At 63.3% G+C, this 22113-nt stretch carries 22 protein-coding genes and 2 pseudogenes; 14 read left to right on the top strand and 10 right to left on the bottom strand.

All coding sequences use genetic code 11. The features are described 5' to 3' along the window. Positions 1–10 precede the first annotated feature (10 nt). Positions 11–1464 (bottom strand): annotated as a pseudogene (locus tag IPK59_18900) (trimethylamine methyltransferase family protein). Between the two features lie 196 nt (positions 1465–1660). Here IPK59_18900 and IPK59_18895 point away from each other — a divergent pair. Further along, the gene (locus IPK59_18895) at positions 1661–2605 is read left to right on the top strand and encodes a LysR family transcriptional regulator (GenBank protein MBK8160739.1); all 945 of its coding nucleotides are present in this window, start codon (positions 1661–1663) and stop codon (positions 2603–2605) included. Here IPK59_18895 and IPK59_18890 read toward each other — a convergent pair. Continuing rightward, on the bottom strand, positions 2602–3276 hold the full coding sequence (locus tag IPK59_18890; protein MBK8160738.1) for an HAD hydrolase-like protein: 675 nt from the start codon (positions 3274–3276) through the stop codon (positions 2602–2604). The genes IPK59_18895 and IPK59_18890 overlap by 4 nt on opposite strands. Positions 3277–3363: 87 nt before the next feature. Beyond that, positions 3364–3654, bottom strand: a complete 291-nt coding sequence (locus IPK59_18885; GenBank protein ID MBK8160737.1) for a DUF1330 domain-containing protein — start codon at positions 3652–3654, stop codon at positions 3364–3366. 66 nt (positions 3655–3720) lie between these two features. Here IPK59_18885 and IPK59_18880 point away from each other — a divergent pair, with 66 nt between their 5' ends. Next, on the top strand, positions 3721–4212 hold the full coding sequence (locus IPK59_18880; protein MBK8160736.1) for a winged helix-turn-helix transcriptional regulator: 492 nt from the start codon (positions 3721–3723) through the stop codon (positions 4210–4212). A gap of 165 nt (positions 4213–4377) precedes the next feature. Here the strand turns inward: IPK59_18880 and IPK59_18875 are convergent, their stop codons facing one another. Both IPK59_18875 and IPK59_18870 read right to left on the bottom strand, forming a co-directional pair. After that, positions 4378–5307 carry a diguanylate cyclase gene (locus tag IPK59_18875; protein ID MBK8160735.1) on the bottom strand — a complete coding sequence of 310 codons (930 nt, stop codon included), beginning with the start codon at positions 5305–5307 and terminating at the stop codon, positions 4378–4380. Between the two features lie 114 nt (positions 5308–5421). After that, on the bottom strand, positions 5422–7290 hold the full coding sequence (locus tag IPK59_18870; GenBank protein ID MBK8160734.1) for a hypothetical protein: 1869 nt from the start codon (positions 7288–7290) through the stop codon (positions 5422–5424). A gap of 296 nt (positions 7291–7586) precedes the next feature. Here IPK59_18870 and IPK59_18865 point away from each other — a divergent pair, with 296 nt between their 5' ends. The 7 genes and pseudogenes from IPK59_18865 (at position 7587) to IPK59_18835 (ending at position 14540) form a co-directional block, all read left to right on the top strand. Continuing rightward, on the top strand, positions 7587–7790 hold the full coding sequence (locus IPK59_18865; protein MBK8160733.1) for a Flp family type IVb pilin: 204 nt from the start codon (positions 7587–7589) through the stop codon (positions 7788–7790). 163 nt (positions 7791–7953) lie between these two features. Further along, complete coding sequence (locus IPK59_18860) at positions 7954–8448, top strand: prepilin peptidase (GenBank protein MBK8160732.1); 495 nt, start codon at positions 7954–7956, stop codon at positions 8446–8448. Positions 8449–8697: 249 nt separating this feature from the next. Further along, positions 8698–9651 carry a Flp pilus assembly protein CpaB gene (gene cpaB / locus IPK59_18855; protein MBK8160731.1) on the top strand — a complete coding sequence of 318 codons (954 nt, stop codon included), beginning with the start codon at positions 8698–8700 and terminating at the stop codon, positions 9649–9651. 80 nt (positions 9652–9731) lie between these two features. Next, entirely contained in the window at positions 9732–11168 is a 1437-nt protein-coding gene (locus IPK59_18850) for a type II and III secretion system protein family protein (protein MBK8160730.1), read from the top strand. Positions 11169–11180: 12 nt separating this feature from the next. Continuing rightward, the gene (locus IPK59_18845; protein MBK8160729.1) at positions 11181–11861 is read left to right on the top strand and encodes a CpaD family pilus assembly protein; all 681 of its coding nucleotides are present in this window, start codon (positions 11181–11183) and stop codon (positions 11859–11861) included. Continuing rightward, entirely contained in the window at positions 11862–13067 is a 1206-nt protein-coding gene (locus IPK59_18840; protein ID MBK8160728.1) for an AAA family ATPase, read from the top strand. A 44-nt stretch (positions 13068–13111) separates the two neighbouring features. Next, positions 13112–14540 (top strand): annotated as a pseudogene (locus IPK59_18835) (CpaF family protein). On the opposite strand, the gene IPK59_18830 reads toward IPK59_18835, so the two are convergent. Further along, positions 14518–14862 carry a hypothetical protein gene (locus tag IPK59_18830; GenBank protein MBK8160727.1) on the bottom strand — a complete coding sequence of 115 codons (345 nt, stop codon included), beginning with the start codon at positions 14860–14862 and terminating at the stop codon, positions 14518–14520. The pseudogene IPK59_18835 and the gene IPK59_18830 overlap by 23 nt on opposite strands. Here IPK59_18830 and IPK59_18825 point away from each other — a divergent pair. Continuing rightward, positions 14861–15544, top strand: coding sequence for a type II secretion system F family protein (locus IPK59_18825; GenBank protein MBK8160726.1), 684 nt, complete (start codon positions 14861–14863; stop codon positions 15542–15544). The genes IPK59_18830 and IPK59_18825 overlap by 2 nt on opposite strands. Before the next feature lie 8 nt (positions 15545–15552). Further along, entirely contained in the window at positions 15553–16518 is a 966-nt protein-coding gene (locus IPK59_18820; protein ID MBK8160725.1) for a type II secretion system F family protein, read from the top strand. A 44-nt stretch (positions 16519–16562) separates the two neighbouring features. Here IPK59_18820 and IPK59_18815 read toward each other — a convergent pair whose 3' ends face one another. After that, complete coding sequence (locus IPK59_18815) at positions 16563–17309, bottom strand: tetratricopeptide repeat protein (GenBank protein ID MBK8160724.1); 747 nt, start codon at positions 17307–17309, stop codon at positions 16563–16565. Positions 17310–17543: 234 nt separating this feature from the next. Here IPK59_18815 and IPK59_18810 point away from each other — a divergent pair, with 234 nt between their 5' ends. The 3 genes from IPK59_18810 to IPK59_18800 all read left to right on the top strand — a co-directional run bounded on the left by IPK59_18810 (position 17544) and on the right by IPK59_18800 (position 20240). Continuing rightward, a complete protein-coding gene (locus tag IPK59_18810; GenBank protein ID MBK8160723.1) occupies positions 17544–18158 on the top strand; it encodes a pilus assembly protein N-terminal domain-containing protein in 615 nt (204 codons plus the stop codon). A 133-nt stretch (positions 18159–18291) separates the two neighbouring features. After that, positions 18292–19080: a hypothetical protein gene (locus tag IPK59_18805; GenBank protein ID MBK8160722.1), complete on the top strand. Its 789-nt coding sequence runs from the start codon at positions 18292–18294 to the stop codon at positions 19078–19080. A gap of 83 nt (positions 19081–19163) precedes the next feature. Continuing rightward, positions 19164–20240: a hypothetical protein gene (locus IPK59_18800; protein ID MBK8160721.1), complete on the top strand. Its 1077-nt coding sequence runs from the start codon at positions 19164–19166 to the stop codon at positions 20238–20240. Here the strand turns inward: IPK59_18800 and IPK59_18795 are convergent. From IPK59_18795 to IPK59_18785, 3 genes are all read right to left on the bottom strand, one after another. Continuing rightward, on the bottom strand, positions 20221–20799 hold the full coding sequence (locus IPK59_18795) for a hypothetical protein (GenBank protein MBK8160720.1): 579 nt from the start codon (positions 20797–20799) through the stop codon (positions 20221–20223). The genes IPK59_18800 and IPK59_18795 overlap by 20 nt on opposite strands. Before the next feature lie 8 nt (positions 20800–20807). Beyond that, positions 20808–21449, bottom strand: coding sequence for a pilus assembly protein (locus IPK59_18790; protein MBK8160719.1), 642 nt, complete (start codon positions 21447–21449; stop codon positions 20808–20810). Between the two features lie 188 nt (positions 21450–21637). Beyond that, entirely contained in the window at positions 21638–22108 is a 471-nt protein-coding gene (locus IPK59_18785; GenBank protein MBK8160718.1) for a DNA polymerase III subunit chi, read from the bottom strand. Between the last annotated feature and the right edge of the window lie 5 nt (positions 22109–22113).

Raw genomic sequence — 22113 nt, 5'->3', positions numbered from 1 at the left:
CTTCGTGTCCTCAGTACCAGGCATCCGCCATGGATTGTTTGCGGCGGTTCATGAAATCGTTGAGCGCCTCGTCGATCCCGGGATCGATCGTGGGGTCCGTGTGGCTGGCCAGCAATGCCCGCCATTTCCTGTCGGCGCGCACATCGGCCGGCCTTGATCCCGCATCGCGACATTGTTCGAACGAATCATTATCGGCAAGGTCCGCGTCATAGAAGGCGGTCGTGTAATTGGCCATCGTATGCGCGCAGCCCAGGAAGTGCTTGCCGGGCTCCACCTCGCGGAAGGCATCCATGGCGAGCGTATTCTCATCCATCGGCAGGCCAGCCAGCAGTTTGTGCATCATGCCGAGATGGTCGCAATCGAGGATGAACTTCTCATACCCCATGACGAGACCGCCCTCGAGCCAGCCGGCCGCATGGAGGATGAAGTTCGCCCCGCCCAGCAGCGCCGGCCACAGGGAATCAGCGCTCTCCTGTGCCGCCTGTGAATCCGCGACCTTGGACGCGGTCAATGACCCGCCACAGCGGAGCGGCACGCCCAAGCGCTGCGCCAACTGCCCGATGGCGAGATAGGCCATGGCCGGTTCCGGCATGCCGAAGGTGGGGGCACCGGAGCGTAACGACATGGAGGAGAGGAAGTTACCGTAGATGACCGGTGCGCCCGGCCGTTCCAATTGCGTGAGTGCGACACCGACCATGGCTTCGGCATGGGCCTGGGCGATGGCGCCTGCCGTCGTCACCGGTCCCATGGCACCGCCCAGGATGAACGGCACCACCACCGCCGCCTGGTTGGCGCGGGCATAGGCGCGGAGTGCCATCGACATGACACCGTCGAAGATCAGCGGCGAGTTGGTGTTGATGTTGCCGAGGATGACGCAGTTCTTGTCGACGAAATCGGCGCCGAACAGGATGCGGCACATCTCGATCGAATCCTCCGCGCGCTCGGGTGCGGTGACCGACCCATGAAGGGTTTCGCCGAATGCTTGATATGGGCATAGACCATGTCGAGATGGCGCTTGTTGACCGGCACGTCGACCGGCTCGCAGATGGTGCCGCCCGAATGATGCAGCCAGGGCGACATCCAGGTCATCTTGACGAAGTTCTTGAAATCCTCGAGCGAGCCATAGCGGCGGCCCTTCTCCTGGTCATAGACGAAGGGCGAGCCATAGGCCGGCGCGAACACCACCGCATCGCCGCCGATCTCGACCGCATGGTTTCCGTCGCGCCCATGCTGGATGAAGGTCCTGGGCGTGGTCTTCTTGATGATCTCGACCACATGCCCCGGCTCGAACTTGACACGCACGCCCTCGACCTTGGCGCCGGCCTTGCGCCACAGTTCCAGCGCCTCATCATCACCGCGGAACTCGACGCCGATCTCGGCCAGGATCTGCTCGGCCTGTGCGTGCAGCCGGTCAAGACCATCGGGCTGCAGGAAGGTGTAGGTGGAATCTGCCGCCGCAGGAATGTGGGTGCGGCCACCGCCGGTCTTACGCGGCTGCGGTTGCGCGTCTTTGCGGCGGGTTGCGCGCTGGTGGTTGGCTCGCTCATCTCGTCTACCTTCCCCTGGTACCGGCCTGCGGGGTAAGCCAGTCAAATCATGCTAGCGGCTATGGCCTGTATGTAATCCTGGAAAAAAATAAGGAAGTTGATAGAATTTACTTATGAACTCCCTGCGCATTCAACTGCCGCCCTTGAACGGCTTGATCATTTTCGAAGCTGCCGGCCGGCTGGCGAGCTTCACCCAGGCCGCGCGCGAACTCAATATGACCCAGGCGGCGGTCAGCTATGGCATCAAGCAGCTGGAAGAAGCGCTGGGCCTTGCCCTGTTCCGGCGCGAACACCAGCGCGTGCGCCTGACTGAGGACGGTCGACGCTATCATCAGGACGTCACCCTGGCACTCGAGCATCTGCGCCGCTCGACCGAGACCCTGCGCCAGCGCCAGACGGGGACCCATGTGACCCTGTCCTGCTCGACCGCCTTCGCCTCCTGGTGGATGCTGCCGCGCCTCTCCCGCTTTCGCCAGGACAATCCCGGCATCGATCTCCGCCTGCAGACCACGGACAAAGATATCGATCTCGACGCCGAGGGTATCTCGCTCGCCATCCGGCGCGGCGATGGCCGCTATCCCGGCTGCGATGCCGTGAAGCTGGTCGAGGAATCCATCATCCCCATCTGCAGCCCGGCCTATCTGGAGCGCGCCGGTCCCTTCGCGAGCGTGGCCGACCTCAAGCGCCAGCGCCTCATCCATCTCGACGAGCCGTTCCGCCCGCGCCCGAACTGGGCCGATTACTTCCGCGCCGCCGGTGAACGCCTCGCCCCCGATGATCGCGGCCTTCATCTCAATGACTATGCGCTGGTGGTGGGGGCGGCCCTGGAAGGGCAGGGGGTGGCACTGGGCTGGCGGCACCAGACCGATCATCTGGTGGCGCGCGGCCTTCTCATGCATCCGCTCGACCGGCCCTGGGTGACGGGCCTCGCCTTTCACATCGTCTGGTCGCAAGGTACAGCCCTGGCGCCCGAAGCCGCGATCGTGCGCGACTGGCTGGCCGGCAACCCCGCCATCCCGGAACCGGCCTGGCCCGCGCGGGTGTCGCAATCACTTTAGCAAGGGCGTGCCTGCCCCTCGAGCATCGCGCGGATGGCAGAAGAGAGATCGGCCGGTGACTCCACCAACTGATCAGCGCCGGCCGTTTCAAGTTCCTCCCGGCTACCATAGCCCCACAGCACACCGAGACCGCGCATGCCGACCGCATGGGCGCCGGCGACATCATGCCGGCGGTCGCCGACCATCAGGCAGTGCGACGGCGACAGGCCATGTTGCGCGATGACATGGGCGAGCAGTTCCGGCTTGTGATCGAGCTTGCCACTTGGCACCGAGCCATGGATGCCGTCGAAATAGGCGGCAAACTTCAGATGATCCAGGATGCGGTGGGCGAAGACCGCCCTCTTTGATGTCGCGAGATAGACCTGCAATCCTGCAAATTTTATCTCTTCCAGGGCTTTGCCAATGCCGGGATAGGGGATGCTACTCCGGTATCCGCTTTCGCCGTAATGCTGGCGATAGGCGATAGCGGCTGCATCGACCCTGTCGTCGCCATATGGCTGCAGCAGGACGTGCAGTATCTCTTCGAGCGGTGGCCCGATGAAGCGTCTCACATCGAGGGCTTCATCCGGCTCATGTCCGAGAGCGCGCAGGGCCGCCTGGCAACTTGCCAGAATGCCGGGACAGGAATCGATCAGGGTGCCGTCGAGGTCGAGAAGGACAGAGAATGTCATGGCTGGACGCTAGCAGCCAGAACCAGACGAGGACAAGCCGTCTGGCTTTGCCACTGTCCGGCTGGTGGATGGCCATAGCCGCTTGCGTCAACTTGCGTCGACGACAAACATGCGTGCTTCTTGCGCCGCGTCGCGCTCGATCTTGATCGGCGCATATTCTGGCGAGCTATAAAAGGCCAGAGCGTCCGCCAGGGTTGCGAATTCGAAGATACCGGCCATCGGCAAGGGCGCCACGTCTCCTTCCAGCATCCGGGCCACCGGCCCGAAGTGGAGAATGCGGCCTCCTGCTGCCGTCAGCGCCGCCTGAAAGAGCGGAGCCAGCGCGGCTTGCCGGGCCGGGTCCTTGATACGCAGGTTGACGTGAACATAGGCCGTCATGCTATAGCTCCTCATGAATACTGCATATACAGTATTTCATGCGCCAGGGCTTGTCGAGAGCAACAAATGACCGAGACATCCGACCTCTATCGCCGCGTTGAAACCGAGTGCCCGGCCTTCCAGGCCCGGGTCACCGCGCGGGCGCTCACGCGCTACTACAATGCCTGCTTCCGGTCCTTGGGGATCACTGCGGAGCAGTTCAGCCTTCTGGTGGGGATAGGCGGCAGCCACGAGCCAACGCTTGCCGAGCTGGCGGCACGCGCCGGGGTCGATGCCACCACGCTCAGCCGCAGCGTAAAGAGCCTGGAGCGGCGGGGTCTCGTCCGCAATCATGGGGGGCGGGGGCTCGGCCGAGCCGGCAAACGCCTGGTGCTTACCGAGGGGGGCCGCCGGCTGATGGACGAGTCCATGGCCGCTTGGGAGCGCGCCCGGGTACGGTTGGCTGAGGCACTTGGCGAAGAGGCATCGCGTGTTGCTGGGAGTGTCATGTCCCAGCTTGCAGTCGCCGCGCAGGCCGCGGCCTCGGCTGTCTCGCCAACCGATGGTTCAGATAGTTAGCTCGAGATACCCGCCAGCCAAAGACACCGCGTTGATAGTCTCTGGTGTATGAGCCACCCGCTTGGCAGAGCCGGTCGTCTCCACCGGATGTGGGGCTGGCCTCACGCGATCCATCGTTGCGCGGCGGCGTACCGCACATGGATCGCGACCGTTTGAGTCAATCCACTAGATCGCCGTCACCGAATCCGGCATCTCGAAGACGCGCACCTGGTTGCGGCCGCCTTTCTTGGCGGCATAGAGCGCATCGCCGGCCAGCTTGAACAGGCTGGCGCGGTCGCTGCTCGGCACCGGGCGGCACACGGCGGCGCTGATTGACACGGTGATGATCGAGGCCGTCCCCGAATGGGAATGTGGCAGGGCCAGGGCGCGCGTCGCACTCAGCAGGCGCTCACCGACGATGGCAGCACCGCTCGCATCCGTGTCCGGCATCAGCCCGACGAATTCCTCGCCGCTGTAGCGCGCCAGGATATCGCCCGGCCGCATCAGCGCCTTCGTCATCGCCTGCGCCAGGATGCGCAGGCAATCGTCGCCGGCGAGAAAGCCATAGGCGTCGTTATAGGCTTTGAAATTGTCGATATCGGTGAGATAGACGCAGAGGCTGGATTTGAGGCGGATGCAGCGGCGCCATTCGCGGTCGAAATCCTCTTCGAAGGCGCGGCGGTTGGCGATGCCGGTCAGACCGTCGATGGCGGAAAGGCGGCGCAGATAATCGCGCTGCTTTTTGAGTTCCAACTGATTGCGCACGCGGGCCAGCACGATGGGCGGGCTCACGGGCTTGGCAATGTAATCGACGGCACCTAGCGCCAGTCCCTTGGCCTCTTGGCGCTCCTGGTCCATCGCGGTCACGAACATCACCGGAATGTCGCGGGTGGCGGGGTTGGCCTTCAGCCGGTCGCAGATTTCATACCCGTCCATGCCCGGCATCATGATGTCGAGGATGATGAGGTCCGGTTCTTCGGCCGCGGCGAGGGTGAGGGCGTCCGCCCCATTGTTGCATGTGATAACCTGGTAGATTTCCCGAAGCACGACGTTCAGGATCGCCAGGTTAGTGGGTGAATCATCGACCACCAGGATCAGGTCTTTGTCGCGCGCCATCTCGCCTTTTGTCTCCGCTTGACCGGCAACGGCGTGCCCATTGCCGCGGTCGCGTCCCCGGAATCTTCTACCACCGATAATTGGTGATGCATAGATACCTGCCGCGCACCGGCTTCAACGTAGCACGGCAAACAGCCTGAACTCCCGGCCAGCCTCCGTCGACATGGGGATGGGCTGCAGCCACGATGGCGGTTCGCCCCTCAGCAGCCGATGATACAATGACCCGGGCGCCGATTCACCGATCGCTTTCGGAACCTCTCGAATGCAGATCAAAATGTAGTCAGCCTGGCGCCGATTGACGATCTCCCGAACCTGCGTGTCGTCGGTCCCGATCGCGGCGTTGAACATGTCGGCGATATCGTCGATGCCGCGGTGATAGGGGCCGCCGACAAAGCGATAGGGCGTACGGTAGGCAAGGTCCGGCGAATAGTTGATGGATTCGGTGAGGATGATCGGCGTCGTGCGCTGGGCGCCAAGGGCATCGTCGGTCACGATGCCCGGGCGCGTGGCGTTGAGCCAGTCGGCCACATATCTGGGATCGCAGGCGACGCTGGCGACATTGGCAGAAGTGGTCGCATTCGCTGCCGGCGCCTTGGTGAAGACCAGCCAGAACTGGCCCCCGAATACCACGATCGCGGCGGCGCCCAGCCGTGTCGCTGCCCGGGTGATCGGGCGCCGGATGATGACCAGATCGCACAGGATGGCAAAGAGGCCGCAGCCCAGGATCGCGCCGAAGGCGCTGAGCGGCACGGCGAGGCGTTGATGCAGCAGGGCGCCCGCCAATGCTGTGAGGAACGAGAGCGACAGGAAGAGTCCGGCGACGAAGGCCGGTTGCCGCCACCAGCGCCACAGGCAATAGGGAATGACCGGCAGGGCCGCCAGCGTGTTGCCGATGAGGCCGAAGAACTGGTCGGCCGCGATGGCACTGGTTGGCCACAGCGGCGCCATTTCCTTCACATCGTCGAGAAATATCCGCACCGTTTGATCGGTGACGTCACCGAGCGGACCCAGATAGAAGCGCGGGAACAGCAAGGCGAGCGCTACCGCCGACAGGACGGCGACGAGGCCGGCTGCTGCGATACGGCGCCAATCGGTCCAGGGCATCGCTGCTGCCAGCGCAAAGTCGAGGGCCGCCAGCGCGGCGATGACAAGATGGAGGACCGAGACCTTGTCATATTCGGGCGTCAGCCAATGGGCGGGCGGCTGCTCGATGACGATGGCCAGCAGCAGGGTCGCCGCCATGCCGAGGCAGAAGCGTCGGCCGAGGCGCGCCCAATGCTGGCCGGCGCCGGCCTTGCCATCGGATGTTTTTGCCAGCCACAAAAGACCGAAGGTGATGAGTGCCGGGGCGACGCCCACCAGCGATTCAGGGCTGATCCAGATGCCCATCGCAGCAAGGGCGCCGGCGCCATATGCCTTCCGTGTATCGTCCGGCGCCAGCATTGCGCGGATCGTCTGCCCGGCCCCCAGCACCGTCAGCAGCAGGCCAAGACTGTGATGGTCCGGTCGCCCGACCATGCAATAGGTGATGGCGGCACCGTTGAAGAGAATGGCGAGCGCCGCAACGCGCCAGGCTCCATGCCGTTCCCAGATCGGCTTGGCGGCGTAAGCCGCGGCAAGGCAGGTCAGGAGATGAAGAACCGGCGAGACGAGCGCCCCTGACCAATAAATGGCCGTGCCGATCGCCATCCCGCACAGATGCAGCAGCAGTGCCGGCAGCAGGATCAAGATGTCCAGCGGGCGTGTCCAATGCAGTGACAACCCGTCCGGCGCACCCAGGCTGGACGTCACCGTCTGGTACCAATCGCCGGTCTGCCACAGTTCCTGCACGCGGATGAGGCGCATATAAGCGTCCGTGTCGCGCAGATTGCCGCCGCCGACGAGGTCGCTTTGCCAGGCCAGCACGCTGTGCAGGGCTGCGGCGGCCAAGATGATGACGATCGTGTCGGCGGCGAGGTGGAGGCGCCCGTAGGAAGATTGCATGCGTGCCTGGTCCAAAATAGGTGGCCCCAATTCCGTGCGTTAATCCTTAATAAAGTGTTGCCGTGGTATCCAAGCTGGTGCCCTACGAGGCAAAAGGTGCCGATCAGGGAGTTTGCGCACACAATGTTGTAGAGGCCTGGTGTTCGAATGACTTGCGAAGCCATGAGTCGCGTTGGATGATGACCCTCAGTGCCCGCGTCATGTCTTGGCGTCAAGAAGCACCAAAAAGAATTACCGATTGCGATAATCAAATCGTGGTCGAGGTTGCAACGTCCTCTTAAAGTTTGGAGATGATCATGAACAAGATCCGTAAGTTTCTCTCGTCTGAATCCGGTGCGACGGCCATCGAATACGGCCTCATCGCAGCGTTCGTCGCTCTGGCGATCTTCGTCGGCGCGCAGTTGGCCGGTAACGGCTTGAACCGTATGTTCCAGGTCATCGGTTCGACCATGGAAAACGCCGCGACCACCGCGGAAGGTTCGAGCACCGCGACCAACTAAGCGTTCTACGACGCTTATCTGGTTTGCTTGGAAGCGCGTCGGCCCAGAAATGGGCCGGCGCGTTCCTTTTTGTGGGCCACCGCATCCGGGCAACTGCCCATCGACCGCATTGCCTGATACGCTGGGGGCCGCTTCCGTCAATCCCGCCTGGTGACCATCGCCCATGTTTCTCGCCACCTGCGAAATCCTGCTGTTCGGTCTGTTGATCGCGGGCGCCGTCTGCGACGTCTGGCTATTCCGCCTGCCGAACTGGCTCACCATCGCGACCGCCCTCGTGGGATCGGCGGCGGCGCTGGTCTCGGTCACATCGCTCACCGACGCGCTGCTCCATCTTGCCGCCGGCGCGGTGATGCTGGGCGTTGGCATCCTCGCCTTTCGCTTCCGCATGCTGGGCGGTGGTGACGCCAAATGGCTGGCTGGCTTGGCTCTCTGGATCGGGCTCAATCTTGTGCTGGTGCGTTTCCTGATGCTGACCACCCTGCTGGGCGGGCTGCTCGCCATTGGGATATTGATCCTGGCGCGCTTCCGCCCAGCCTATGGTCTGCAGAACGGCAAGCGGCATTTGCCCTATGGCGTCGCCATTGCCGCGGCCAGCCTCGATTTCTGGTTTCAGCACAGCTACTTGGCGACAAATCTCCGGGCCATATGGGGAATCTGACCGCGCGCGCCGCGATGTCGCCGGCGCCACACGGCGGGGGTTAATCCGGGGACTTCTTGTTAAATATTCAGAAAGCTTCGCAACGTTTTGACTCAAACGGCTGAATCGCAATGCAGCATGGCTGTTTTCGGGCGAAATTACTGGCATCTTAACCAAAAATTGGTAATAATGGTTTACGGGGAAGTGACGCGGCGAAATGAATCGCCCAAGCCGTGGGTGTAGTCTGCGGGCCGGAAAAAGAGGGGCCTCATGCGACCGATAGTGATCATTTTGATCGTGGTGGCGCTTGGGGCGGCGGTCCTGACGGCGTTCATGTTGACCAGTTTCCTGGCCTCGGTGCAGCAGCAGCCCGTCCAGGCGACCCCCGAAGCCGCCGTTGGCGGCGTCGAGGAAGTCCTGGTGGCCGCCCGCGATATCAAGCCCGGCGACGTTTTGGTCGACAGCGACCTCCGGTGGGAGCAATGGCCCAAGAGCGTGATCGATCAGCGCTTTGTCGTGAAGGCAAGTGCCGGCGAAGATCCGCTGGCCGGCTTCCGCGATACCATGGCGCGCCGCGCCATCATGTTAGGTGAACCCCTCTCCAACGCGGCGATCGTGAAGCGCGGCGACGCCGGCATGACCTCCGCCGTGCTCGCTCCCGGCATGCGCACAGTCACCATCGACGTCTCGCCGCGCACTGGTGCCGCCGGTCTCATCCTGCCCAGCGACCGCGTCGACGTTTTCATGATCACCAATGTGCGTGACTTTGCCGGCGTGCCCGAGGATGTGGGCCGCGATCTGCTGAGCACGGTCGCGGTCGAAGCCGTCATGCGCGACATCAAGGTGCTGGCGGTCAACCAGAATCTGAGCCCGCCCGAAGGCACCGGCCCCGGCCTCAACGCGCAGACGGTGACGATGGAAGTCACCTCCGAACAGGCACAGAAGATCCTCGTTGCAACCCAGCTCGGCCAGATCGTGCTGACCTTGCGCAGCTGGGCCAGGAACGATGTGGCCGCCGCGGAAGATGCCAAGGCGCCGATCTTCGTTACCGATCGCAGCACCAGCAAGGTTCTCGACGACCTGATGCGCGGCGGCCTGCAGACCGATCTGTTCGAGATGCCGATGGCCGACGAGCAACCGGAAGCGCCGCGGGCGCCGGTCGTGTCGCAGACCATCCGAATCAATCGTGGTGGTGCCGTCACCGTCGAAAGCCTCGGGCAATGAGGGGCGGGCAGCGAAATACTGGCAGAGATGATCGGGCGAAAATGAAGCAGGGATGTTCGTTACGGTCGGCGGGTGCCCGCATGGCACTCGCGGGGATCGCGATCGGCCTCATGATGGGGCAGCCGTCGGTCGGCACCGCCCATGCCCAGAGCACGCTGGTCCAGCCGGCCACGGTGCCGGACAGCCTCATTCCCGCGGAAGCGCCGGTCGACAAGCGCATCGAGCTTGCCATCAACAACACGCGCGAACTGACCCTCGCCGAACCGGCGCGCGACATCATCGTCGGCAATCCCGATGTGGCCGACGTCATCATCCGCTCGCCGACGCGCCTGTTCATCGCCGGCAAGAATATCGGCTCCACCAACGTTTTCCTGCTCGATGCCGCCGGCAAGATGATCGACCATTACCAGGTCTCGGTCCATCCCGACGCCAAGGCGGCCGAGGCGGCGATTCGCGAGGCCCTGCCGAACGACCGCGTGACCGTGACCGGTGCCGGTGACTCGCTCGTGCTCAACGGCTCGGTCGGATCCGATCTTGCCTCGCGCCAGGCGACCAGCATCGCGCGCCGCTTCGTCATCGCCGACCCGCAGATCATCAACATGATGCGGATCAACGCCGAGCAGCAGGTCCTCATCAAGGTGTCGGTGGCCGAGGTGCAGAAATCGGCGCTGAAGGAACTCGGCCTCGAAAACCTCATCAGCCCGACCACGGTCGGCGATCTGGTCATCACCGGCGTCACCGGCGGCGCCTCGGCGGTGATCGGCGGCGGCTTCGGCACGCTGCTGACCTCGGCGGCGACCACCGCGACACCCGCCGGCGCGCTCTTCATCGACGGTCCGGGCGCCATCGATTCAGCGGTCAAGATCCTGGAACAGCACGGCCTTGCCAACAAGCTCGCCGAGCCGAACCTGGTCGCCGTCTCCGGTGAATACGCCACCATGCTGGCCGGCGGCGAAGTGCCGATCCCGACCGCGACCGATGACGGCGTCATCACCGTGACCTTCAAGCCGTTCGGCGTCTCGCTCACCTTCCTGCCGATCGTGATGGACCGCGGCCGCATCAGCCTCAAGATCGCCACGGAAGTGAGTGCCGCCAACTTCACAGATTCGGTGGCGATCGGCGACATCGTGCTGCCCAGCTTCATCGTGCGCCGCGCCACCTCGACCGTCGAACTGCCGAGCGGCGGCAGCATCATGATGGCGGGCCTGCTCAACAACGACATCACCAATGCCCTCCGGGGCGTGCCGGGCCTGATGAACATCCCGATCCTCGGGACCCTATTCCGCTCGACCTCGTTCCAGCAGCGTGAATCCGAACTGGTGATCGTGGCGCGCGCCTTCATCGTGCAGCCGACCGATCCCAACGTGTTGTCGCTGCCGACCGACGGCTTCGCGCCGGCCAACGACCTCGACTTCTATCTGCTGGGCCATCTGCAGAACATCTATACCAACCGGGACGGGGCGGCGCGCGAACAGGTGCCGCAGCTCCAGGGTCCGGTCGGCTACATCATTCGGTAGGAGGGGCGATCCATGACGCGCCATCTGTTTGCGACCATGCTGCTGGCCGGAATTGCCGCCACCGGGCTCGGTGCCTGCGAAGGCAACATGGCGGATTACGACGCCACCGTGCAGCACCCGATCAAGGTCGAGACGCGCACCGCTCTCCTTATCCTGGAACCTGGCCCCGGCGGCCGCGTCAAGCTGATGGATGCGCCGGCGATCGAGGAATTCAGCCGCGATTTCGGCAACAAGGCGGCAGGCGGCATCGAGGTGCGGATCGGCGCCGCCAGCGCCAGCGACCCGCTCGCCGCGGCCTTTGCCAATGACGTGGCGCAGGTCCTGGTCAGCCGCGGTGTGCCGCCCAGCGCCATCCAGCTCAGCTACGCAACCGACCCGGACTCGGCCAAATACGGCCGCGCCGTGATGGAATTTCCGATCTATGTGGCGCTAGCCGACGAATGCGGCATCTGGAAGGATCGCCCGGAATTCACCCCGGTCAACGAGAACACTTATAATTTCGGCTGCTCGATGCAACGCAACATCGCGGCGATGGTGGTCAATCCGCGCGACCTCGTGGATGCGGCCGCACCCACCGGCCGCCTCGCGGCCCGCGCCGACAATGTCGTCGGCAAATACATCATCGGCGGCAAGATCGGCGCATCGAACGAGACCCCGGCGCTCTCGACCTCGACCACGACCGGGGGATTCTAAGTGATTCATCGCTTCAGCATCGAGGCGTTTCCGCTCTCCAAGGATACCGAGGCCGCGCTGGAAGGGTTGACCGGCGAACGCGAGTTCGCCAAGACCCGCATGACGATTCATTTCGGCGGCATGGCGCGGGCGGCCAAGCACTATGTCGACAATCCCAGCCCGCAATTCATCATCGTCGAGGAGAATGGCGGACCCGACGACATCCAGAAGGGCCTGGAATCCCTCGCTGACGTGGTCGAGCCGGGCCGCAAGGTCATCGTCATCGGCACCATCAACGACGTCCAGGCCTATCGCCGCCTGATCAGCCAGGGGGTGAGCGAATATCTGGTCGGCCCGGTGACCACTGCCGACATCGCCGCCGCCATCATGAGCTGCGTCAAGGATGCAAGCTCCGCGCCCAAGGGTCGCGTGATCTCTTTCATCGGCAGCCGCGGCGGCGTCGGCAGCTCGATGCTGGCCGTGAACACCGCCTGGACGCTCGCCAACACCCTGCAGGACGAGGTCATCGGCATCGATCTCGACTTCAATTTCGGCACCATGGCCCTGTCGCTCAATCTCGATCCCAAGCAGCCGCTGATCGAAGCCCTGAGCGACGCCGAGCGCATCGACCCGGTGCTGGTCGAACGCTTCATGACCGAACATGGGCCGCATCTCTCGGTCCTGTCGACCACCGGCTCGCTGAAGGAGATGGCGGAGCCGTCGGCCGACGCGATCGAGCGGCTGGTCGACCTCTGCCGGTCGATGGCGCAGGTCGTCATCCTCGACCTGCCGCGCCAATGGAACAGTTGGGTCAGCGCCACGCTGCTGCTCTCGGACGAGATCGTCGTCACCGCCAATCCGGACCTTGCCAATCTGCGCGATGCCAAGATGCTGTTCGACTGGCTGAAAGGCCGCCGCGGCGGCGCCACCAATCGCCTGGTGCTGAACAAGGCGGATGTGGCCAAGAGGAACCAATTGTCGGCCAAGGACTTCCAGGATACGCTGGGCCTTGCGCCGGTTCTGACCATCGGGTTCGATCCGACGCTGTTTGCGCAATTGGCGAACAATGGCCAGATGGTCGGTGAGGGTGCCAAATCGCACCGGCTGAACGAGCAATTGCGCCAGTTCGCCCAACAGCTTGGCGGTCGTAAGGGCGGCACCGCGCGCCCGGCGTCGCAGCCCAAACTCTTGAGCTGGCTGAAACGGCCGGCCAAGGCCAAGAAATGATCCCGCGGTAGTATTCGGGTAACCTACGAGCCGGGAAATTTTTGATGTTCGGCAAGCGCAACACGCCAATCGGGACAGCGGGCGACAAGACACCGCCCAAGACCGACGCTGTCGAGAAGACGGCGCAACTGCCCGTTGCCACGGCGGCCGCCACCTCCGGCAATGTCTCGATGGCGCCCAACACGCGCTCGGCCGAGATGGACAGCCGGTTGAGCGAGGTCAAGGTCAGTGTCTTCAACGACCTGATGGCCACCGTCGACCTCGGCGAATTCGCCAAGCTCGATCACAAATCGGTGCGCGAGGCGATCGGCGAGATCGTCGGCGAAATCATCAACATGCGCAACCTGATGCTGTCGGCGGTCGAACAGCAGCAGTTGATCACCGACATCTGCAACGACATCCTGGGCCTGGGGCCGCTTGAACCGCTGCTCGCGCGCGATGACATCGCCGACATCATGGTCAACGGTTATGACAAGGTCTATATCGAGACCGACGGCCTCATCCAGCTCACCGACATCAAGTTTCGTGACAACCAGCAGCTGATGAACATCTGCCAGCGCATCGTGCAGGCGGTCGGCCGGCGCGTCGATGAATCCAGCCCCATCTGCGATGCGCGCCTCCAGGACGGTTCGCGCGTCAACGTCATCGCCCCGCCGCTCGCCATCGACGGGCCGGCCCTCACCATTCGAAAATTCAAGCGCGACCGGCTGACGCTCGACAAGCTGGTCAAGTTCGGCACGATCTCCAACCCCGGCGGCCGGCTGCTCGAGATCATCGGTCATTGCCGGCTCAACGTCATCATCTCGGGCGGTACCGGCTCCGGCAAGACGACCTTGTTGAACTGCCTCACCAATTATATCGACCGCAACGAACGTATCATCACCTGCGAGGACAGCGGCAGAACTGCAGCTGCAGCAGCCGCACGTGGTGCGCCTGGAAACGCGCCCGCCCAACCTCGAAGGTGTCGGCCAGGTGACCATGCGCGATCTCGTGCGCAACTGCCTGCGTATGCGCCCGGAACGGATCATCGTCGGCGAAGTCCGCGGGCCTGAGGCCTTTGATCTTCTGCAGGCCATGAACACGGGCCATGACGGCTCGATGGGCACCATCCATGCCAACAACCCGCGCGAATGCATCTCGCGTATCGAGAACATGATCGCCATGGGTGGCTACACGCTGCCGGCCAAGACGGTGCGCGAGCAGATCGCCGGCGCGGTCAATGTCGTGGTCCAGGCCTCGCGCCTGCGCGACGGGTCCAGAAAGATCACCCATATCAGCGAGATCGTCGGTATGGAAGGTGAGGTGGTGACGCTGCAGGATCTGTTCATCTACGAAATCCAGGGCGAGGACGCGCAGGGCCGCATCGTCGGCCGACATCGCTCGACAGGCCTCCGGCCGGCCTTCTATGAGCGGGTCCGCTATTTCGGCAAGGAGCGCGAACTGGCGGATGTCATGGAGGAGAGCAGTGTCTAGCCAGGTTGCCGAAATGATGCCGCAGATCCTGCTGCTCGCCGGCGTGGCGGGGATAGCGCTGCTGCTGGTCATTCTGGCCGTCGTGGCTGTGGTTGGCGCGCCGCGCGCGCGCATGAAGAAACGCATCGCCGCGGTCGTCGGCACCGGCCCCCACTATGCGGGCGACGGCAAAGGCGCTGGCAAGGAACAGCAACTTGCCGGGCGTAAGAAACAGGTCGTGGCAAAGCTCAAGGAAGCCGAAGCGCTGAGCCAGCGGCGCCGGCGCACGGCTGCGGGAAGCCCTGGTCCATGCCGGCCTCACCATGTCGCCCAAGCGTTTCATGATATTGTCAGCCGTCAGCGGCGTGACCCTCGCATTCCTCGCCTGGCTGATGGGTGCCCCCAGCTTCGTGTGGCCGGTCGCCTTGCCGATCGGGGCGTTCGGTCTGCCGAAGCTGCTGCTGAGCTTCCTAACCAAGCGCCGCAAGGCGAAGTTCACCACCTATTTCGCCGATGCCATCGACATCATCGTGCGCGGCGTCCGCTCCGGCCTGACGGTCGGCGAGTGCCTCAACATCGTGGCGCGCGAAATGCCGGCGCCGATCGGTCCCGAAATCACGCTGGTGAACGAGGGCATCAAGCTCGGCATGACGATGGGCGAGGTGCTGCAGCGCCTCTCTGACCGCGTGCCGACGCCGGAAGTGCGCTTCTTCACCATCGTGCTCATCACCCAGCAGACGACCGGCGGCAATCTCGCCGAAACGCTGGCCAAGCTTTCCGACGTGCTCCGCTCACGCAAGCGCATGCGTGACAAGGTCACGGCGATGTCGAGCGAAGCCAAGGCGTCGGCCGCCATCATCGGCTCGCTGCCCTTCATTCTCAGTGGTGCGCTTGCCGTCCTGCAGCCACATCTGATCAAGCTGCTGTTCACGACCACGACCGGCAATCTGTGGATCGGCATCGGGATCGTCATGATGCTCATCGGCTCGCTGGTCATGCGGCAGATGATCCATTTCGATATCTGAGGCCGGACATGCAGGACTTCAACTTCGGCCTCAACCTACCGTCCCTCATCATCGTCATTTCCTTCATTGCCGCCTTCGCCTCGGTCATGGCGGTCGCGTTGCCTTTCGTCATGCGCGACAGTTTCGCCAACCGCCTGAAATCCGTGGCGGTGCGGCGCGAGGAGTTGCGGGTCAAGCAGCAGGAACAGTTCCAGCAGCGCAAGCGCCTGATGCCGACGCGGCAGGAAGGCATGATGCGCGCCATCATCAACCTCTTCAAAATGGAGAATCTGCTGCAGGCCAAGGAGCTGCGCGTGCAGCTTCAGCAGGCCGGCTGGCGCCACCCCTCGACGCCGGTGCGCTTCATCTTCGCCCGCATCGCCGCGCCGATCGTGCTGCTGATCGGCGGCTATCTCTATATGTCGATCGCCTTGCCGAACAAATCGGCGGAATTGCATCTTGGTGTCGCCATCGCGGCGGCGGCCTTCGGCTATGTCTTTCCCAATCTGTGGCTGCGCAACGGCATTCACAAGCGCCAGGCGGCACTGCGGCGCGCCTTCCCGGACACCCTCGACCTCATGGTGATCTGCGTCGAGGCGGGCATGTCGATCGAGGCCGCCTTCCAGAAAGTGACCGAGGAGATGGCGGAATCGGCACCTGAGCTCGCCGAGGAAATCGGCATCACAGCGGCCGAGCTGGCTTTCCTCGGCGATCGCCGCGTCGCCTTCGAAAATCTGGCCGTCCGCACCGGGCTGCGCAGTTTCAAGTCACTCTCGACCACCCTGGTCCAGGCGGAAAAATACGGGACCCCGATCGCCGTCGGCCTGCGCACGATCTCGCAGGAGAATCGCGAGGAGCGCATGATGGCGGCCGAGAAAAAGGCCGCCTCCCTGCCGGCAAAGCTCACCGTGCCGATGATCGTGTTCTTCCTGCCGGTGCTGTTCATCGTCATCATCGTGCCGATCGTCATCAAAGTGTCGGCGACGTTCAAGTGACGACAGGTGGTTGACGCGGGCCTTGCAGCGGCCACGCGTGAAACTCAGTCGCTGCTGGCGAGGTAGCGGTAATACTCGGCATTGAGATCGGCGAGATCCTTCGGCAGATCCTTGCGCGCCAGGCGCTCGGCACCCACGGTGTCCCCCTTGAGGGCCAGCATCAGCGCGAGATTCTGCCTGACCTGCGGCGAGGCGCTGGCCTGGTCGACGGCTTGGCCGAGCGTCTGGATGGCGCCATCAAGGTCGCCCGCCTGGGCCTGGGACAAAGCCAGATTGTTGAGGACATCGGGATTGCGCGGCGACAGCAGCAGCGCCTGGGAGTAGGCCTGTCGCGCGCGATCGAACTCGCCTTCGTAATCGAGAGCGACGCCCAGCGCCGAAAAACTGTCCCAGGTGGCGCCCGGTATCGCGCAAGCCTCTTCCAGGATCGGAATGGCAAGGTTCATCTTGTCGCTCGAGACATAGGACTTGCCGAGTTCGGTCAACAATTGCGGCGTCCGGCCGGATCTCGCGATAAGCTGGTTGATGATGTCGATATCCTGCGGCGTGCTGCCGGCAAAGCGCAGGTTGCGCACCAGTCCCAGGGCAAATTCCATGTTCTGGGGATCGCGGGTCAGCAGCGATTGGTAATGCTGGGCCGCTTCCAGGTAATTGTTCTGCGCTTCCGCCTGCAATGCCGCGAGCCGGATCTGGGGGTCCAGTTCGGACGGCTTGGCGACGGGGGCGCCATCCGCATTGGTCGCCATGTTCTTGTCCGAGGCGCCGCTCATCGTTTCGCAACCGGCGGCCATGCCCATGATTCCGGCCGCCAGGATGATCCTGGCAATCCCCGGCCAAACCCCAGCGCGCTATTCCTGGCAATCATCATCGACTGGCCCTCACGGCTCTGAACGACATTCAAGTAGTTTCGCACAAATCCAAGCTAAATCCAACAGTTACATAGGAAATTTCATTGAGGCGAAACTCGATTGGCGCTAGGATGCACTTTCGATCTGGCCCGCGCCAGACAAAGATAGAGGTGCCTCATGCGTGCGATCGTTACGGCCACTCTCGCCACGTTGACGCTGGCGACCATCAGCGCGATGGCGGTGCCGGCACTTGCCAGCGACGTGGTCTCGATCACCTGGCGCAAGGCAGAGATCATGTCGTTCGGCGGCGGCGTCAGCAGCATCATCATCGGCGATCCCAAGGTCATCGACGTGACCCTGGAAGGGTCCGGCCAGGTGGTGGTGTTCGGCAAGGTGCCGGGCGAAACCAACATGATGGTCCTGGGATCCGACAATACGGTGCTCTATGACGCCGTCATCATCGTGATGCCGGAAGACGATCGCCAGGTCTCGATTATCTCGCCGGGCAGCAATGTCATCACCGAGCGGAGCTGGACCTGTCTCACCCGTTGCGTGCAGGTGCTGGGTCCGGCCGGCACGACCTATGCCTCGGTGCGCGCCCAGGGTGGCGGCAGTTCCGCGGCTGGTGTTGGCGGCGGCGCGGTGCCGGGCGATCCATCGGCTGAACTGGGTGCTGCCGCAGGGCAGACGGCTCAGGGTGTGGCGGATTCCAATCGCGGCACGGGACAGGCTGGCAGTGCGGTTGGTGGCGCGGTCAGCGGCCAGCCCGGAACGATCATCGCCCCCTACTGAGGCCATTGGCCGGGTGCGAAATACCTGGCCGCTGCGGCGGCTGATGTTGCTTTGAGGAAATGACCAGCGCATGTCGGCGCGCGTTGAACCATGTCCATTTGGATCGGTTTGGCGGAACTGAGAGGAAGCCATTATGGGCAAATTGCTGACGTCCCGGACCATCGGCCGGCCAACTGGATTCCTCGGCCGATTTGGTCGAGATCAGCGCGGCTCGGTCGCTGTCTGGGTTGGCATTTCCCTCACCGTCTTCATCGGCTGTGCCGGCATGGCGATCGATACGGCGCGCGGCTACATGGTGAAGGCGCGCCTCTCCCAGGCGCTCGACGCGGCGGCCCTCGCGGGTGCCAAGTCGCTGGGCTCCGACAATGTCAACAGCGACATCAACATGTTCTTCGCGGCGAACTTCCCGGCCGGCGACCTCGATGCCACGGTCGACGGGCCGTATATCGATACCGATATCGATACCAACACGGTCAGCGTGAACGCCAAGGCGACGATCGATTCCACGCTGATGTCGGTGCTGGGTTTCGACACCATCACCGTGGGCGCCGCCGCCAGCGCCGTGCGCGGCCTCAACGGGCTCGATGTTGTCATCGCCATCGACATGTCGGGCTCGATGTGCTCGCCCTGCACCAAGATCGAGGCCGCCGAGACGGCCGCGAAGACCTTGATCGACACGCTCTATGCCGACCCCAACCCTAAATCGGTGACGCTCAACGGCATCGACTATTCCTTGCTCAACATCGGCATGGTGCCGTGGAACGCGAAGGTCAATATTCGCTACAATGCGGCCGTGAGCAATGCTGCCTATGACCCGGCTGCCACCTCGACGTTGACCATCAACCCGCCCTTCGTGAACCCGGTCACCGGCGTCAACCAGAACGCAGTCTATGTCACGAATATTTCCCCGTCCGCCTGCTGAGCATACCGCCGGCCGGTTGGAACGGCGGCGTCTATGCCCGCTATATCGACGATTATCGGGCGCCGGCTGGGGCGACCCCCGCGGTGCCGAACGATGAAAGCAATGACGGCGACCTCAAGCTCGGCTACACGCGATTTGGCACCAAGGATTGGCTCGCCTTCGAACCTATTCCGCCGCAGGAGGGTGAGCCGATCAGCGGCACCTACCCCAACAACAACAACTATGGTGCGGCCTGGAAGAGTTCGCAGAAGAGCTGCAGCCAGGCCTATTGGAACGACGATGTGGCCGATCCCGACCGTCCGAATTGGGCGGCCGACAATGGCGCACCGCCCAGCATTCCGCTTGCACCCGGCTATTGGGTGAAAGGCAATCCGGGCCAGGGTTACGCCAGCACCAGCGACTGCACGCCGACACTCACCCACGGCATCCTGCCGTTACAGGGTGTGCGCGATGCCGCCAGCAAGCAGCTGGTGGTGAATTCGATCGAGGGTCTCTATGCACCGCCGGGCTCGGTGCCAAAGGGCAATACCAATGCGCCCCAGGGTCTGTACTGGGCCTGGGAAGTGCTGATGGCCGGCGAACCCTTCAACGAGGCCAAGGCGTCAACGCCCTTCACGCGGACCCAGGCCATCGTGTTGCTGACCGACGGTCAGATCACCGGCGAGAATGGCGATGCTTATAAGGGCGTGTTCGGTCCCGACAACGGTGCCGGCACCACCAACAAGCATGGCAAGATCAGCGGCACCACCAACAACAATCTGAATGAGCGCCTGAAGAAGCTCGCGGCCACCATCAAGGGCGCGGACCCCGCCAAGGGTGTCAAGATCTACGTCGTGCAATATGACGACCCGAGCACGTCGCTCAAGACCCTGCTGCAATCCGTGGCGACGGAGCCGGGAGCGCCCTACTACTACCAGGCCAATGACTCCGGCCGCCCTGCAGACCGCCTTCAAGAAGATCGCGGCCAGCCTCTCGGTCCTCCGCCTCGCCAAGTAAAGGCTGCTGCCAGCCCCCGGAGATCGATCCGGGTGGGCTGCCGGCGCCAGGCCCCGTGGGCCAGCGCGGAAACTTGCAGATATCCCCCGGAAACGTGCAGATATCCCCCGGAAACTGACCTGAAATGCCAGTTTTTTTGGGGCGTCAGTCCGGGACGTCGGTGAGGTTGGTGAAGCGCGGGCGGGTGAACGAGCGGGCATAAAGTGTCCGCGGATCATAGATGATCGACCCGAACAGCGGCTCGTACAGGAACACGATCTCGGCCGCGATAATGTTCTCCCCCTCACGCACGACAAGATCGCCGGGCAGGGTCGGCGCGGCACCGGCAACGCCTAATTTGCTAATCGCATCAAAGCTACCGGGGCTCATGATCTGCCAGGAGATCACCTCGGCATCGCCGGTCGGATTGGCGATCGAGGAGACGATGACTCGGCCCTTGGTCTGCAGGTCATATCCTTCCAGCAGCCCGTTGGCGGCCTCGAACAGGTCGTCGATCTTGGCCTCGACATTGCCCTGCGACGGATCGATCTGGGCCACGAGATCCGCCATCGACGCCGACGCCCGCTCAACTTTCTGACCCAGCAGCAGAAAGCGCGGCACCTCGAAAGTGCCGAGGAAAAGCGTCGAAAAGAAGAACAGAAACAATGCCATCTCGACGGCCATGGAACCGCTCTCAGCGGTCTTCAACTGCTTGATGCCGGACTTCGACCAGGCTCTGCGCATCGTTCGGCCTATGGATTCTGATAAAGGTTGGGTTCGTTCCGAACCACGATGGTCGCCTGCAAAGGCAGCGACCCGCCCTTGCCCAGGACCTTGTCAAAGACCGGCGTCATGATGTGCCACGGCACCTGGACGGTGTAGGAAACGACCTCGCCCCCCATGCCGGCGCCGTCCTCGCCGATATCCTCATCCCACTGCGTATTGCCGTTGAGATCGGTAAAGGATTCGCCGCGCAGAGGATCCGCGTCATATTTGTCGTTGTGACAAGGGTTTGGATCATCCGGGTCCCCAGGACCGCTGTCGACGAAGGGTTCCGGCTGCCCGACCATGGAGAAGCTTGGATAGGTCTTGACGGTAAAAGTGGCCTCGCTGAAATCGACAAGATCGATCGTGTGCTGATCGAGGATCGTCCGGATCTTCTCAATGCGCGTGGCATCGTCCGGGCTCTGCCCGGTGATGCCATAGCGCGATGCCTCCTTGAGGCCGCCTTCCAGGCTGGTCAATGTCGCCATCATCATGCCGAGTTCGATGATGCCGAACGTGATCAGAAACAGGACCGGGGCAATCAGCGCAAATTCGATGATCGCAACGCCACTATCATCGAGTTTGCGGCCGCCGAGAAGGCGCCTGCGAATGGAATCAATTTGTCTCATTTTGTGCGCAGTTTTCCGGCCATCCAGGAAGCTTGTATCGGCCGACACGCGCGGTGGAAATGGCTCGCCGACAGCGCGTCCGAGGCCAGAGAAAAGGATAGGCCAACGCTGCTGGAAGTCTAGTGGCAGCAAGCTCAGAACGGCATTGCCTGCACCATGATGTAAGAAATCCGGTGGCCGATCCGCAGTTACTGGCGCGCCTTTTCGACCCAGGCGCCGTCCTCGTCCTGCTGATAGTAAACAAGACGTTGCTCGGCCGCCTTGTAGGTTCGCCAACTACCCCGCGCCGCCGCCAGCGCGTCTTCGTCCTGGCCATTGAACAGGGCGCAAACCATGTCAAATCCCTGTGCCGCAAGGTCAGCGGCAGCTGGCGGTTCGGCGCCGTCGCACAGCATCAGGAGCTTGGCGCCGTTGGGGTTTTCACAACGCGCCGTCAGGTAGATCGGCTGCTCGGCCGCATTGCCGTCGCGGGCCGAACCGTGGGGCAGGAAGCTTGCCGGGTCGAATGACCACAGATGAGCATTGAGCGCCTCCGCCCGTTCGCTCGACCCGGCCATGACGACGGCCCGGTCCTGGCGGTCGACGACGCGACGGAGGAGGCGTATCAGCGCATCCTCCAATCGCGACTTCGTCAAATGATAAAAGCGGATCTCCGCCATATCGC

The organism is Rhodospirillaceae bacterium (assembly GCA_016712715.1).
Taxonomy (GTDB): domain Bacteria; phylum Pseudomonadota; class Alphaproteobacteria; order Dongiales; family Dongiaceae; genus Dongia.
This window is presented reverse-complemented; position numbering and strand designations above follow the sequence as displayed.